This window comes from Prochlorococcus sp. (genome assembly GCF_965655815.1).
In the GTDB taxonomy this organism is placed as follows: Bacteria; Cyanobacteriota; Cyanobacteriia; order PCC-6307; family Cyanobiaceae; genus Prochlorococcus_A; species Prochlorococcus_A pastoris.
The window spans coordinates 81132-94033 of record NZ_CBFHHZ010000004.1 but is presented as its reverse complement, the minus strand read 5'-3'; the positions used below and the strand labels follow the sequence as shown (position 1 = coordinate 94033).

At 32.0% G+C, this 12902-nt stretch carries 12 protein-coding genes; 3 read left to right on the top strand and 9 right to left on the bottom strand.

What is annotated here, in order from left to right:
- Positions 1 to 6: 6 nt before the first annotated feature.
- From msrA to purC, 7 genes are read right to left on the bottom strand one after another with little or no spacing between them, the layout of a single operon-like run.
- Positions 7 to 609, bottom strand: a complete 603-nt coding sequence (msrA, locus tag ACTF45_RS06780) for a peptide-methionine (S)-S-oxide reductase MsrA (RefSeq protein ID WP_288347247.1) — start codon at positions 607 to 609, stop codon at positions 7 to 9.
- A gap of 16 nt (positions 610 to 625) precedes the next feature.
- Positions 626 to 1804 (bottom strand): lipid-A-disaccharide synthase, encoded by a 1179-nt coding sequence (gene lpxB / locus ACTF45_RS06775; RefSeq protein WP_438949624.1) that lies wholly within the window; start codon positions 1802 to 1804, stop codon positions 626 to 628.
- Positions 1801 to 2631 (bottom strand): acyl-ACP--UDP-N-acetylglucosamine O-acyltransferase, encoded by an 831-nt coding sequence (gene lpxA, locus ACTF45_RS06770; protein WP_438949623.1) that lies wholly within the window; start codon positions 2629 to 2631, stop codon positions 1801 to 1803. Before lpxA ends, lpxB begins: the two co-directional genes overlap by 4 nt.
- Positions 2632 to 2635: 4 nt before the next feature.
- Complete coding sequence (gene fabZ / locus ACTF45_RS06765) at positions 2636 to 3094, bottom strand: 3-hydroxyacyl-ACP dehydratase FabZ (RefSeq protein ID WP_438949622.1); 459 nt, start codon at positions 3092 to 3094, stop codon at positions 2636 to 2638.
- A gap of 17 nt (positions 3095 to 3111) precedes the next feature.
- Positions 3112 to 3948, bottom strand: coding sequence for a UDP-3-O-acyl-N-acetylglucosamine deacetylase (gene lpxC, locus ACTF45_RS06760; RefSeq protein ID WP_288347240.1), 837 nt, complete (start codon positions 3946 to 3948; stop codon positions 3112 to 3114).
- On the bottom strand, positions 3949 to 6090 hold the full coding sequence (locus ACTF45_RS06755) for a BamA/TamA family outer membrane protein (protein ID WP_438949621.1): 2142 nt from the start codon (positions 6088 to 6090) through the stop codon (positions 3949 to 3951).
- Positions 6091 to 6128: 38 nt separating this feature from the next.
- On the bottom strand, positions 6129 to 6857 hold the full coding sequence (gene purC, locus ACTF45_RS06750; RefSeq protein ID WP_438949620.1) for a phosphoribosylaminoimidazolesuccinocarboxamide synthase: 729 nt from the start codon (positions 6855 to 6857) through the stop codon (positions 6129 to 6131).
- A gap of 132 nt (positions 6858 to 6989) precedes the next feature.
- Here purC and purD point away from each other — a divergent pair, with 132 nt between their 5' ends.
- Together purD and ACTF45_RS06740 are read left to right on the top strand one after the other, a co-directional pair.
- On the top strand, positions 6990 to 8327 hold the full coding sequence (gene purD / locus ACTF45_RS06745) for a phosphoribosylamine--glycine ligase (protein WP_438949619.1): 1338 nt from the start codon (positions 6990 to 6992) through the stop codon (positions 8325 to 8327).
- Complete coding sequence (locus ACTF45_RS06740) at positions 8328 to 10397, top strand: HAMP domain-containing sensor histidine kinase (protein WP_438949618.1); 2070 nt, start codon at positions 8328 to 8330, stop codon at positions 10395 to 10397. It begins immediately after the preceding gene.
- Here the strand turns inward: ACTF45_RS06740 and kaiC are convergent.
- Both kaiC and kaiB read right to left on the bottom strand, forming a co-directional pair.
- Positions 10394 to 11923, bottom strand: a complete 1530-nt coding sequence (gene kaiC / locus ACTF45_RS06735) for a circadian clock protein KaiC (protein ID WP_011132976.1) — start codon at positions 11921 to 11923, stop codon at positions 10394 to 10396. The two genes, ACTF45_RS06740 and kaiC, sit on opposite strands and share 4 nt — an antisense overlap.
- A 62-nt stretch (positions 11924 to 11985) precedes the next feature.
- Positions 11986 to 12309, bottom strand: a complete 324-nt coding sequence (gene kaiB / locus ACTF45_RS06730) for a circadian clock protein KaiB (RefSeq protein ID WP_011132977.1) — start codon at positions 12307 to 12309, stop codon at positions 11986 to 11988.
- 145 nt (positions 12310 to 12454) lie between these two features.
- Here kaiB and rplU point away from each other — a divergent pair, with 145 nt between their 5' ends.
- Entirely contained in the window at positions 12455 to 12895 is a 441-nt protein-coding gene (rplU, locus tag ACTF45_RS06725; protein WP_288347231.1) for a 50S ribosomal protein L21, read from the top strand.
- Positions 12896 to 12902 lie beyond the last annotated feature (7 nt).

Sequence of the window (12902 nt, the reverse complement as noted above, 5' to 3'; positions counted from 1 at the left end):
AAATAATTATTCAGACCAAGAATTAGTTGATCTAGCATTTTCTTTCCATAATTTGTCCAATTGCTGATCTCTTCCACAAGAGAATCTATAGAACTTATATTTCAATTCATTTCTATTAGCAAAATCCTGATGATAAGCTTCTGCTTCCCAGAACTGACTTTTTGGTTTTAGTTCAACATTAATTTTTTCTAAATTAACCCCTAATTCCTTTGAAGCCGAAAGGAGAGATTTGCTAGCTTCATTCTTATCGTCTGAATTTTCAAAAAAAATTACTGGTCTATAAGAATCTCCTCTGTCACAAAATTGACCTCCTCCATCAAGTGGATCAATATTTCTAAAATATAACCTGTATATTTCTGATAAAGTTACTACTTCTGAATCATAATTTACTAAAACCACTTCTTGATGCCCATTATGATTTTCATATGTAGGTTTTTGCAAATCGCCTCCAGAGTATCCACTTATTACTGAATTTATACCTCTTAATGATTCTAAATCATGTTCTAAACACCAAAAACATCCTCCCGCTAGTACTACTTCTTCAGCGAAAGTATTTATAGGATTTACGAGTATTGAAAATACAACAATTAATGAGAAAAGATATTTCATTTTTTAATTATAAACATCAAATTAAAGAATTTATAATTTCTTCCGCTGCTCTTTTTACTACACCTTCTTTACCTAACTCTTTTTTTAAATCCTCGTAACCTTTTGAAATTTTTTCTTTTTCTGATTTGCGTTCTAATACTCGACAGGCCTTATCATATATCTTTTTTACCTCAAAATCTTTTTGAACGAATTCAGGAATAATTAATTTTTTTACTAGTAAATTAACTGGAGAAATAAATTTAACTTTAAAATTGAGAATTTTTTTTGCAATAAAAGCTGTAACTCTACTTACTCTATATCCAACGATTTGAGGTAACCCATATAAAGCTAATTCCATATTTACCGTTCCTGATTTACATAGGGCTAATTTAGTTAAAGAATAAATATGAGTTTTTAATTCTTCGATATCTGTTTGAGATATAACTTTACCTTTAACTTTAAAATTATCTAAAGCTAATTTAAATTTAGAATCAAAAACTTCTCTACAAGATGGTATATAAACAATAAGACTTGGATATTTTTGTTGTAATTTTCTTGCTACTTGCATAAAAACAGGTAACACATATTTTAATTCTTGAGGTCTTGATGCTGGCATTATTAACAAGATATTTTCAGTTGCTCTAAGCTTTAGGATTTTTCTAGAATCTTTTTTGGTAGGAATTTTTTTTATCAAATCGATCATTGGATGTCCAATCCATAAAACATTTCCACCTCGTCTTTTATAAAAATTTGCTTCTTGTTTAAAAATTGCAAAAATCCTGTCCGAAAAACTTATCAAGTCTGTCGTCGAATTATTACCAACTCGCCAAGCCCACTCTTGAGGGGCTATGTAATAATAAATTGGGATTTTATTCTTCTCACTTTTTAATTTTCTTCCAATTTTAATATTAGGACCCATATAGTCTATTAAGACTAAGCAATTCGGTGATAAATTTTTAAGTGATTTATAAAATTTTTTTTGTATTTGAATTGTTGGGATAATGAGTGGCAAAGCCTCCCAAACACCTATGGCACTTATAGAAGTAGTATCTTGCAAAATTTTTACACCCTCTTTTCGCATTCTTTCTCCACCCAAACCACATATTTCTAAATCAATCGAACGTTTTTCAGCTTCATTAAATAATGCATTAGCTAATAAACCTCCATGTAAATCTCCTGAAACTTCTCCGGTGCTTATGAATATCTTTCTATTCATAAATTAATTGAAGGCATTGGTCCTCTTCTTTTATAAGATATTGAATCTTTTAAAAAATTACATAATTTGCTAGATGAAAAGTCTAATTTTTCTTTCATCGCTATTTCCAATGAAATAGAAATTACATCTTTAGATTTAAATAATAAATTCCAGGTATTTTGCAATAATTTCAAATCAAAATCTTTATTTCCCGTCAACCCACTTCTTTTAATTCCTACCCTATTTAAGCCTCTCAATCTACCAGGATGTCCCTCAGCCAAGCAAAAAGGAGGAACATCTCTGTCTACTCTAGTCATTCCACCTATCATTGCCAGATATCCTACATGTACAAATTGATGGATACCTAAACAGCCTCCAATAATTGCATTATCTTCAACTTTTACATGACCAGCAACCTGGACACTATTTGACAAAACAATTCCATTACCAATTTCACAATTATGACCAATATGTGTATAAGCCATTAATAAATTATTATTCCCAATAATCGTTTTTTCACCTTCATCAGTTGCCTTATTAATAGTTACACATTCTCTAAAAGTATTATTATCCCCAATAATTACCTCTGTAGATGCACCCTTATATTTAAGGTCTTGAGGTTCAAGTCCAATAAAAACATTTGGAAAAACTTTATTATTTTTACCTATTTTTGTTTTCCCTTCAATAACAGCATTAGGACCTATTTGAGTACCTGATTCTATTACGACGTTTGGCCCGATAATAGCTCCACTAGCAATAGAAACTCCATCATGTAACTCAGCACTTGAATCAACAAATGCATTTGGATGAACTATTGCACCTTTAAAATTAGTATTTTTAATCTCCATATTTTTAATCAACTAATGAAAACATTAATTCGCCTGAGCAAACCAACTTCCCATCAACATGAGCTTCACCTTTTACCTTCCCAAATCTTTGTCTTTTTATACTTAATAACTCGCAAGTAATTACTAATTGGTCTCCAGGTACTACTGGCCTTCTAAATTTGACATTATTAATACCTGCAAATACAAAAAGTCCTTTGGGAAGTTCAGGCATTTGAGTTACGATTATTCCCCCTACTTGAGCCATTGCTTCAACAATAAGCACCCCAGGCATTAAAGGTCTCTCTGGGAAATGCCCCTGAAATTGAGGCTCATTTATAGTAACATTTTTCAATGCAACAGCTTTTTTGCCTGGGACATGTTCTATCACTCTATCTATAAGAGCAAAAGGAAATCTATGAGGCAAAAGACCTAATATTTCCTCAGAAGATAGTTGATTATTTTCAGTCGATAATTGTTGTTCCAAAACTTAAGAAAATAAAGTTAATTTTTTAGTGATGAGGCTAATAAAGCATTCAAAGAATGTGATCCTTTATAGACTAAAATTTGAGCCTTAGGTAACCCTACCAAAGCCAAGTCCCCAATAAGATCTAAAATTTTATGTCTTATAGGTTCATTACTAAATCTTAATGGAGGATTAACCCATTTATCTCCATCACATACGAGGGCATTTTCTAAACTGCCCCCTTTTATTAATCCTAATTCACTTAATTCTTGAAATTGGTCCCTAAAACCAAATGTACGAGCAGGAGCAATATTTTCCACAAAACTTTTTGGGTTTAAATCTATTACATAAGTTTGATTTCCAATTGCTTTATAAGAAAAATTTATAGTTGATATAATTGTAATTTTATTAGATGGAGTTAAAGCGATAACTGAACTATCTTTATTAAATATCATTGATTTATTAACCTCTCTTATAAAGTTTTTTGGTTTAGGAACTCTTTTAATACCAACCTCTTCAAATGCCTTAACCCATTGAATTGCTGATCCATCGAGCAATGGGATTTCCTTCCCATCAACTTCAATATGAATATAACTCAATCCACAACCTGCTAATGATGATAATAAGTGTTCAATAGTATATAAATTTCTCCCCGCTAATTTGACTGCAGTACATAACATAGTGCTGCCAATTAAATTTTGATTTAACTGAAAAATATCGTCTGGCTTATCTGAGAAAGAAACATAAAAACCCTCTTTTTCAAACGGTGAAATTTTTATTCTTGTTTTTTCACCACTATGAAGTCCTACACCCTCTTTGGTGATAACACCAGAGAGGGTGTAACAGGAATCATAATTAGAAGGCCAAGAAAACACTTAAAATTTCCATCCAACTCCGAGATTATATCTCCAATCACCACTTAAGTCTTTACTAGCGACATCCAATCTTAGAGGTCCAATTGGTGTCTTAATACCGACCCCTCCTCCGAGAGAATAACCAGAACCCGATTTTTGTAATAATTTACCTGGTTTACCTGGAACCTCATCTTGGGATCCTAAATCACTTCCAAAATCAGCGAATAAAGCTCCTGATATCATTCTCCAGACGGGGAAGCGGTATTCAGCAGTTGCTTCCGCAAAACTTTTACTTACAGATAGATCACAGGAGCCCCAACCTCTCACAGAGGAAGAACCTCCCATACAAAATGCTTCATAAGGAGGTAAATCCCCAATAATTGTTCCAGCTTTAAATTCGAATCCAATAGTTTGAGGGCAATCACTATTAACAACCTCACTGGACTTACATCCTTTAGTAAGGTTTATCAATTTTGTTGGGATAAAAAATGCATAAGTAGCTCTTACTCTATTAAAAGTCGGAGAGTTATTTCCCATTGAAATAAATTGTTCACTACCAAGACTTAATTTATTTCCTGAAGTTGGATTAATTGAATTATTAAAATTATTCCTTGTGGTCGAGCCAATAAAACTAACTAATGTATTTTCAGAAGGGCATGAACCATCTTTAGGTGAATAACCAAGACAAAAAATTTCATCACCTTCAGTCGTTGGAGTTTTATCTCCATAGGGTTTCAGGTTTCCATCACTATCAATCATTTTTACTTGTTTAAAATTCATCCCTGCAAGAACTCTCCATTTTGTTTCTTTAAAAGGATCACCTCCGTTGAGAGGTCTTGAGAATGAGAATCCACCTCCTGTTTTTTCTAGAACTATTGATGAGAAAGTATCGTTACTCTCTGTTGTTGTATCGTCAACCGCATAAATTCTTCCATGATTTTCACTTTTAAATTCTTGAGGATAATCTCGACTTAAAAAAACATTTGTCCTAAAAGAAGTCTTATACTTATCACCTTTTATCCAAGGGTCAGATAAAGAAAAGTTATAAGTTGTTGAGTATTCGCCAAAATTAAGGTTGATATTTGTTGACCATGCTCTTCCTAAAGCATTAGTTTCTGACAATCCAATTTGTGCAAAGATACCAGAACCATTACTGTACCCTAAACCACCTGATAGGGAACCTGTTCTTTGCTCACTCAAATCTAAGAAAATTAAAACTTTTCCAGGATTTTTAATATCCGGGCCAAGAGAAACTTTGACATCATCAAACAGGGATGTGGCATAAAGTCTTTTTATATCGGCTTCTAATATTGTTCTATTAAATATAGAGCCTGGGATTGTCTTCAATTCTCTCTTTATGACCCAATCTTTTGTTTTACCTTTCCTAGGCTTCCCATCTACAATAGATTCTCCATCTGATCCAATAAACCTAAATTCAATATCAGAAACTATTCCTTCCTCTACATTTAAAATGATAACTCCATCATCAGATATTCTTTCAGGACCATTTATTCTTGAGAGAGAATAACCCTTTTCTATATACCATTTTTTAATCAAATTTATTCTATTTTGAAGTTCATTTAAATTCAGAGTGGTCCCATAATACTTGGTAAAAACATTGTCCACAAATTCATTAGGAATAATTGCATTTTTCGGATTAAGTTTGACTTTTTTTAGGATTGGATTAGGCACAACGCTTACTATCAGCCTTACTCCTAGTGGACCATCTTGAGACTTAATCTTTACCCCTGAGAACCAACCACTTGCATAGATTGAATTTAAATCATTATTTAATTTTTTATTATTTATAACGCTTCCAGGCTTGATAGTCATAGAATCATAGGCTGCTAACTCTAACTTTCTACCTTCAGGATGATTTTCCCATCCTTCAATAATTATTTCTGAAATGAGCACATTCTCTTCAGAATTTCTTTCACCATTATCTACAATTAACACATTATTCTTTTTCGCAAAATTAAAAGCTGATATCGGATCATTTAAGTATTGATTTGTATTTTTATTATTGATTTTAATTTTTTTAAATTCTCCTTCTTTATTAAGCAAATACCTAGCTGCTAATTCTGAATTATTTGAAATAAAAATAAAAGAGAAACAAGCCATGCTTGTAAAGGCTTTTGTAAATTTTGAAAGATTATTTTGCATAATATTTTAAAAACTAGATAGATGAAGAGTCGTTTGAATTAAATAAAATTGTTTATTCTTTTATTAATTTCACTATAGGCTTCAATAAAACCACCTAAATCATTTCTAAATCTATCTTTATCAAGGCTTACTATCATACCATTTTTTTGATTAAGATCCCATAATCGACAATTATCAGGACTGATCTCATCACCTAAAACTATTTGCCCGTTAGAGTTATAGCCAAACTCTAATTTAAAATCGACAAGATCTAGTTTGATATTGTAGAAGAATGTTTTGAGAAGTTTATTAATCTTTAATGTCATATTACTTATAAATTCTAGTTCCTCATCATCAACTATCTTCAATAAATTAATTCTATCTTTTGTTAGAAGAGGATCATTAAGAGTATCATTTTTAAGATAAAAATCAATCAAGGGGCTTTCCAAAACTGTTCCTGGCTTGATTGTAGTCTGTTTACAAAGAGATCCAAATGCGGTATTTCTAAGAACAACTTCAAGGGGGATGATTTTTATTTTTTGAGCAATCATTGAATTAGTATTTTTGAGTCCAATGTAATGCGTTGGTATATTGTTCTTTATAAGAAACTCAAATATTTTTGAACTTATAAGACAATTCAATTCCCCTTTGCCCTCAAACTTAGCTTTCTTCAATGCATTAAAAGCTGTGGCATCATCTTTGAATTCAATTATTACTTTATCTGAATCCTCATAAGCAAATATTTTTTTTGCTTTACCTTCATAAATAAACTTTAATTTACTATTCATTAAAAACCCCTTTGAGAACTAAAAATAGAATATAATTTTATTATTGGCTAGCAATAGAAATGTTTAATAGACTAAAGATCTATTTTTAATTGAAATACATTTCAAACCCTATTATATATAAAGATCCTCTTCATGAGCATTAATACAATCAACTCTAAAAGTTCTAATAAATTAGAAAATATTTTAATAATTGGTAATGGCGGTCGAGAAAACGCATTAGCATGGGCTATTCAAAAAAATGACTTAATCAAGAAAATTTATCTACTCCCAGGTAATGCTGGTTCAAAAAAAATAAATAAATCTGAGAGAATTAATTTAGATTTAAAGAATACTAAAGTATTAACCTCAAAACTAAAATTTCTAAATATTGACTTAGTAGTAATAGGACCAGAGACACCGTTGGCAGAGGGCTTAGGGGAGGTTCTTAGGAGAAATAACTTTGATGTGTTTGGTCCTGGACCAGATGGAGCCAAATTAGAATCAAGTAAATCTTGGGCAAAGGAATTTATGAAAGACGCAAATATTCCCACTGCAAATTTTTGGAAAGTTAAGTCATTAAAGGAAGCAAAAAAAATTATCTTTACATCTCCAAATCCATTAGTAGTAAAAGCTGACGGATTAGCTTCAGGGAAAGGAGTTTTCATCCCTGAATCAAAAGAAGCCTCTATAAATGCTACGGAAGAAATATTTAAGGGAAAATTTGGTAATGCTGGCGAAATAATTGTTTTGGAAGAAAAAATTGAGGGTCCAGAAGTTTCGGTTTTTGCTCTTTGCGATGGAAAGAAATATGTTTTACTTCCTACAGCTCAAGATCATAAAAGACTTAATGAGAATGATAAAGGGCCAAATACGGGAGGAATGGGGGCTTATTCTCCTACTCCAATGATGACAAAAAGTCTTCTTGAAACTATTACTAAGGAAATAATTGAGCCTACAATTGATACATTGTTGCGGAAGAATATCGACTACAAAGGGGTTCTATATTTTGGCTTAATGATCACAAAATCAGGCCCAAAAGTTATAGAATACAACTGCAGATTTGGCGATCCTGAATGCCAAACAATAATGCCTTTAATGGACAAAGACTTTGTGATTCTTCTACAAAAATGTGCCAAGGGTAGTCTTCTCGGAAACGAAAAAATTAAAATGTCGAATAAATTCAGCGGTTGTGTAATTGCAACTTCAAAAGGTTACCCTCATAATTATAAAAAAGGTTTTCCGATAACTTACGGCAATATCGACTTTGAAAATTGTCAAATCTTCGATTCTGGAACATCATTAAATTCTAAAGGTGAATTTATTACGGATGGAGGGAGAGTTCTTAGTATTGTTTGTCAAGGCGAAGATTTTAATAAAGTTTTTGAAAAGGCTTATAAGAATTTAGAAGAAATAAGTTTTGACGGTATTTATTATAGAAAAGATATTGGCTATCAAGTCAGAATTAAAAAAATTGCTGAGAGGACTAACTAAATGATAGAGAGCAATGAGCCTAATAAAATAAAACTTAATCCTTCAAAAAAATTTTTTGATGAAAATAATCCTGACCACTGGTCAAGCAGAGTTTTAACTTGGTGGAGTGGTTTTAGTTTAAGAACAAAACTATTAGCTATAGCAACTCTTGTTGTAAGTCTTTTAATGACTGGCATAACATTTTTTGCTCTTAATAGTATTCAAAGAGATGCCGGTATGAATGATACAAGATACGCACGTGATCTAGGACTTCTACTATCAGGTAATGTTACTGAACTAGTTGCAAATAATAAAAGGAAAGAGATATCGAATGTTGCAGAAAAGTTTTGGAGATCAAGTAGAAATTTACGTTATATTTTTTTTACTGATGCTGAAGATATTGTTCAACTTGGAATTCCAATTAGTGCTACCCCTACAAGTTCAGATAACCAATTTCAATTAACTAGAAGATTAAAGTTACCATCAGAATTAAAGAAGAGACCTCAATTTCCTTTAGTAAGACAGCATGCCACCCCTCAAGGACAAGTTACAGATGTATTTGTACCAATGTTATGGAAAGGTAAGTATCTTGGAACATTAGCTTTGGGAGTTACACCTAACAAAAAGGCTTTGTCGAGTGCAGCATTAACTAGAGAAGTGACAATAGCAGTTTTCATTTCTATTTGGGTTTTAGTGATACTTGGAGCAGTATTTAATGCATTAACCATTACCAGGCCTGTAAGAGAATTAGTAAAGGGTGTTAGAGAAATTTCAAAAGGCAATTTTAAATCTAGGATCTCTTTACCAATGACTGGTGATCTAGGAGAATTACTTACAGGTTTTAACCGAATGGCTTCTCAACTAGAGAATTACGATGAGGCAAATATTGAAGAACTCAAGGCTGCTCAGATAAAGCAACAGTCATTAATAGCTACAATGGCAGATGGTGCAATACTTTTGGACTCCAAAGGAAAAATAGTACTAACTAATCCAACAGCAAAAAGACTATTTCGTTGGGAAGGTAGATTCTTAGAAGGTAAATATTTTTTAAATGAAATTCCTGAAATTTTATCTAATGACTTACATACAAATATAGAATCAATTTTAAAAAGAGAAAAGGAAAATGATGATTTGAGGTGCAGCTTAGGCGAACCTGCAAGGACCCTAAGAATTGTTTTACAGTCTGTTTTGGATACAAATAAAGTTGAATTAAAAGGAATTGCAGTTACAATTCAAGATTTAACAAGAGAAGTTGAACTTAATGCAGCACAAAATAGATTTATAAGTAACGTTTCTCATGAGCTAAGAACTCCACTTTTTAATATAAAAAGTTATGTAGAGACTTTATATGATTTAAAAGATCAACTTTCTAATGAGGAGCAACTTGAATTCCTGGGTATCGCTAATTCAGAAACTGATAGATTAACAAGACTAGTTAATGATGTACTTGATTTATCAAGATTGGAATCAGGTAAAATAATTCAATTAGAGCCTATGGAAATTAAACCAGCTATTGAACAAACACTTAGAAATTATAGACTTAATGCTACTGAAAAGAATGTTTCTTTAGCACATGATATCGAGGAAAATATTCCATCAATTCTTGGAAATTTCGACTTATTATTACAAGTTTTTGATAATTTACTAGGTAATGGTTTGAAATTTAGTCCGAAAAATAGCACTCTTAAAATTAGAGCTTATACTTGGCCTGATTCATGTCCAGCCTTTCCCCCTAACAACAATAAAGATGCTCCTCAATGTGAATTAGTTTCACCTTTACCCAAAGTAAGAATTGAGATCGCTGATAATGGTTCAGGTATATCGCAACCTGACCAAGAGAAAATATTTGATCGTTTTTATAGAGTTGAAAATGCTGTTCATACCGAACAAGGAACAGGATTAGGCTTATCAATTGTTAGAGGTATAATTGAGAAACATGGTGGGCAAATTCGAATGGCGAGCGAACTAGGAATCGGCACAACATTTTGGTTTGATTTACCCCTAGAACAATCTGACAAAGATGAATTGCTCGCTCAAACAATTAGTAACGTCGAAAATCTTTCCGACTCTCAAGTAAGTGAATTATTCTAATTTTTTTCAATTCCTTTAAAAACGTTTGGAATACTCTGATCAGAAATAACTCTATGAGGTGCACCGCTAAATATTTGTTCAAAATTAGAAAATGAATCTTTTATTTCAGGGCCTTGGCCAGTAATTATATATTCTCTTATCCTTTTATCATGCCATGAGCCTCTCATTTTAAAAACATTTATGGCTCTAGCCATCTCCCCTTTAATTTCAACGTATTGCAATAATAATATCGTATCAGTGATAGTTGAAATATGAGAGTCGGTAATAGAATGACTTCCCATAAATTCTTCGGCAGTATTTGTGAAGAAACCCGCTATCTCTTCTTGTTTTGAATAACCAGTAACTCCAATTACAAATTGTCTAAAAGCATTCAAACTTACTCCTCTAGCCAATGCAGAGAGAGAGTCAATTGCCAATCTCTTAGGTTTAAATTCATTTATTTGCGATTTTATAATCTGTAAGTGATCTTCTAAACCAGTTGATTCAGGGTATGCACAAATAATTTTTAATAATCCTTCATTTTCCATCTTTTCAAAATCTATTCCCCAACTCGTAGCATTTCTATTTAGTTGAGCCCTAGATTCTTCATAGGCAAAAAGTATGGCTCTTTCTTTATTGTTGTAAGCATCTTCAATAAACTTTGATACCAGCATAGTTTTACCTGTACCAGTCGCGCCAGTTGCCAGAATTATTGAATCCTGAAAATAACCCCCTCCACACATTTCATCAAGATCTTTAACCCCTGAACTTATCCTTATATTTGAGGATCTTTGCGTTAATCTCATCGCTCCTAAGGCAAAAACAATTATGCCATCATCTCCCATTGTGAAAGGAAATTCTCCTTTCATATGTACGGTTCCTCTCAACTTTAAAACTTCTAAAGTTCTTCTTCTTTTCTCTGCCTCAAGAACATTTCTAAGTAGCACGACATTATCAGATACAAATTCCTCAACGCCATAACGAGCTATTGGGCCATAATCATCCACCCTTTCTGTCGTCATTACGGTAGTAACTCCTATTTCTTTTAATCTCGCAATAAGTCTAAAAATCTCTCTTCTAACAACATAAATAGCATCATATTGCTGAAACACAGCGGTTATTGAGTCTATCGCTACTCTCTTAGCTTTATATTTTCTTATCGCATAACTAATCCTTTCAATCAAACCTGAAAGATCAAAATTACCAGCAACATCTTGACCGTCAGGATCAGGAGAAGCATCCAAAATAAAAAGTTTATTTTGATCAATTAATTTCTGTAAATCCCAACCAAAGCTAGCTGCATTTCTAATAATATCTAAAGGTGATTCTTCAAAGGTAATAAAAATTCCTGGCTCATCAAAATTACAAATCCCATGATGTAAATATTGTAGAGAAAAAACAGTTTTACCAGTTCCAGATGTCCCACTAACAAGAGTACTTCTCGCAGCAGGCAAGCCTCCCCTACAAACATCATCAAAACCCTCAATTCCAGTAGGTATTTTCTGGACTTGCATTTTAATTGATTTACTAATTTTTTTATCTTTCATAGATTTTTGTCAGGAAAATTATTCTATAACTATTGATATATTTTTAATTATAAAAGTTTTTATTAATTTTTTGTACCTCCACTATATTCACTCTCTGATAATTCATCAAAAAGTAAATCTAATCCAATTAAAACCTTTTCTCTATCTGATAAATCACCAATTATTCTTCTAACAGGAGGAGGTAAAATCTTTGCAAGAGTTGGGGTTGCCAAAATCTTATCTTCTTCAGCAAGTTGCGGTTGTTTAAGAACATCTATTACTTTTAGAGCATAAACTCCTTTAAATTCATTCTCTAGAATTTCTTTAAGAGTATTTAAAGCTCTCATTGAATTGGGAGTATTACCTGCCACGTAAAGTTTTAAAATATATGTTTTTCTTGCCACCATATGTTAAAACCTCAAGTTAAATGAAAGAATTTAATAATAAACCTTGACTAATTACACTATAAAATAAGAAGATAAACAAACATTCAAGACTGCTAAAAAGGCTTAATCAAATTAATAAATTTGAACCTCTCGGCGTCCTCATTATATGACTTCTTCCAAAAAACCTTCTAACAGTTCTGCAAAAAATGAAAATTTGTATGCAATAGCTGAGACATCAGGCCAACAATTCTGGTTTGAAGTTGATAAATATTATGATATTGACAGGTTAAATGCTAAAGAAAAAGATAAGATTACTATTGATAAAATTCTCCTAATAAAAGATAAAGATAATATTTCACTTGGTAAGCCTTACGTAAAAAATGCAAAAATTGAACTAGAAGTGGTTTCTCATAAAAGAGATAAGAAAATAATCGTATATAAAATGCGTCCTAAAAAGAAGACACGTAGAAAAATGGGCCACAGACAAGAGCTCACAAGAGTTATGGTAAAATCTATATCAATTACAAACAGTACTCCTAAAACATCTTCAAAAACTGAAGTTAAAAAAAAGAGTATTAGCCCAAAGGCCTCAAACCCTGAAAACTAATTTTTAC

Coding starts and splice junctions, on each gene's coding strand:
- msrA (WP_288347247.1), bottom strand. CDS start 609: ATGAAATATCTTTTCTCATTAATTGTTGTATTTTCAATACTCGTAAAT.
- lpxB (WP_438949624.1), bottom strand. CDS start 1,804: ATGAATAGAAAGATATTCATAAGCACCGGAGAAGTTTCAGGAGATTTA.
- lpxA (WP_438949623.1), bottom strand. CDS start 2,631: ATGGAGATTAAAAATACTAATTTTAAAGGTGCAATAGTTCATCCAAAT.
- ACTF45_RS06755 (WP_438949621.1), bottom strand. CDS start 6,090: ATGCAAAATAATCTTTCAAAATTTACAAAAGCCTTTACAAGCATGGCT.
- purC (WP_438949620.1), bottom strand. CDS start 6,857: ATGAATAGTAAATTAAAGTTTATTTATGAAGGTAAAGCAAAAAAAATA.
- purD (WP_438949619.1), top strand. CDS start 6,990: ATGAGCATTAATACAATCAACTCTAAAAGTTCTAATAAATTAGAAAAT.
- ACTF45_RS06740 (WP_438949618.1), top strand. CDS start 8,328: ATGATAGAGAGCAATGAGCCTAATAAAATAAAACTTAATCCTTCAAAA.
- kaiC (WP_011132976.1), bottom strand. CDS start 11,923: ATGAAAGATAAAAAAATTAGTAAATCAATTAAAATGCAAGTCCAGAAA.
- kaiB (WP_011132977.1), bottom strand. CDS start 12,309: ATGGTGGCAAGAAAAACATATATTTTAAAACTTTACGTGGCAGGTAAT.
- rplU (WP_288347231.1), top strand. CDS start 12,455: ATGACTTCTTCCAAAAAACCTTCTAACAGTTCTGCAAAAAATGAAAAT.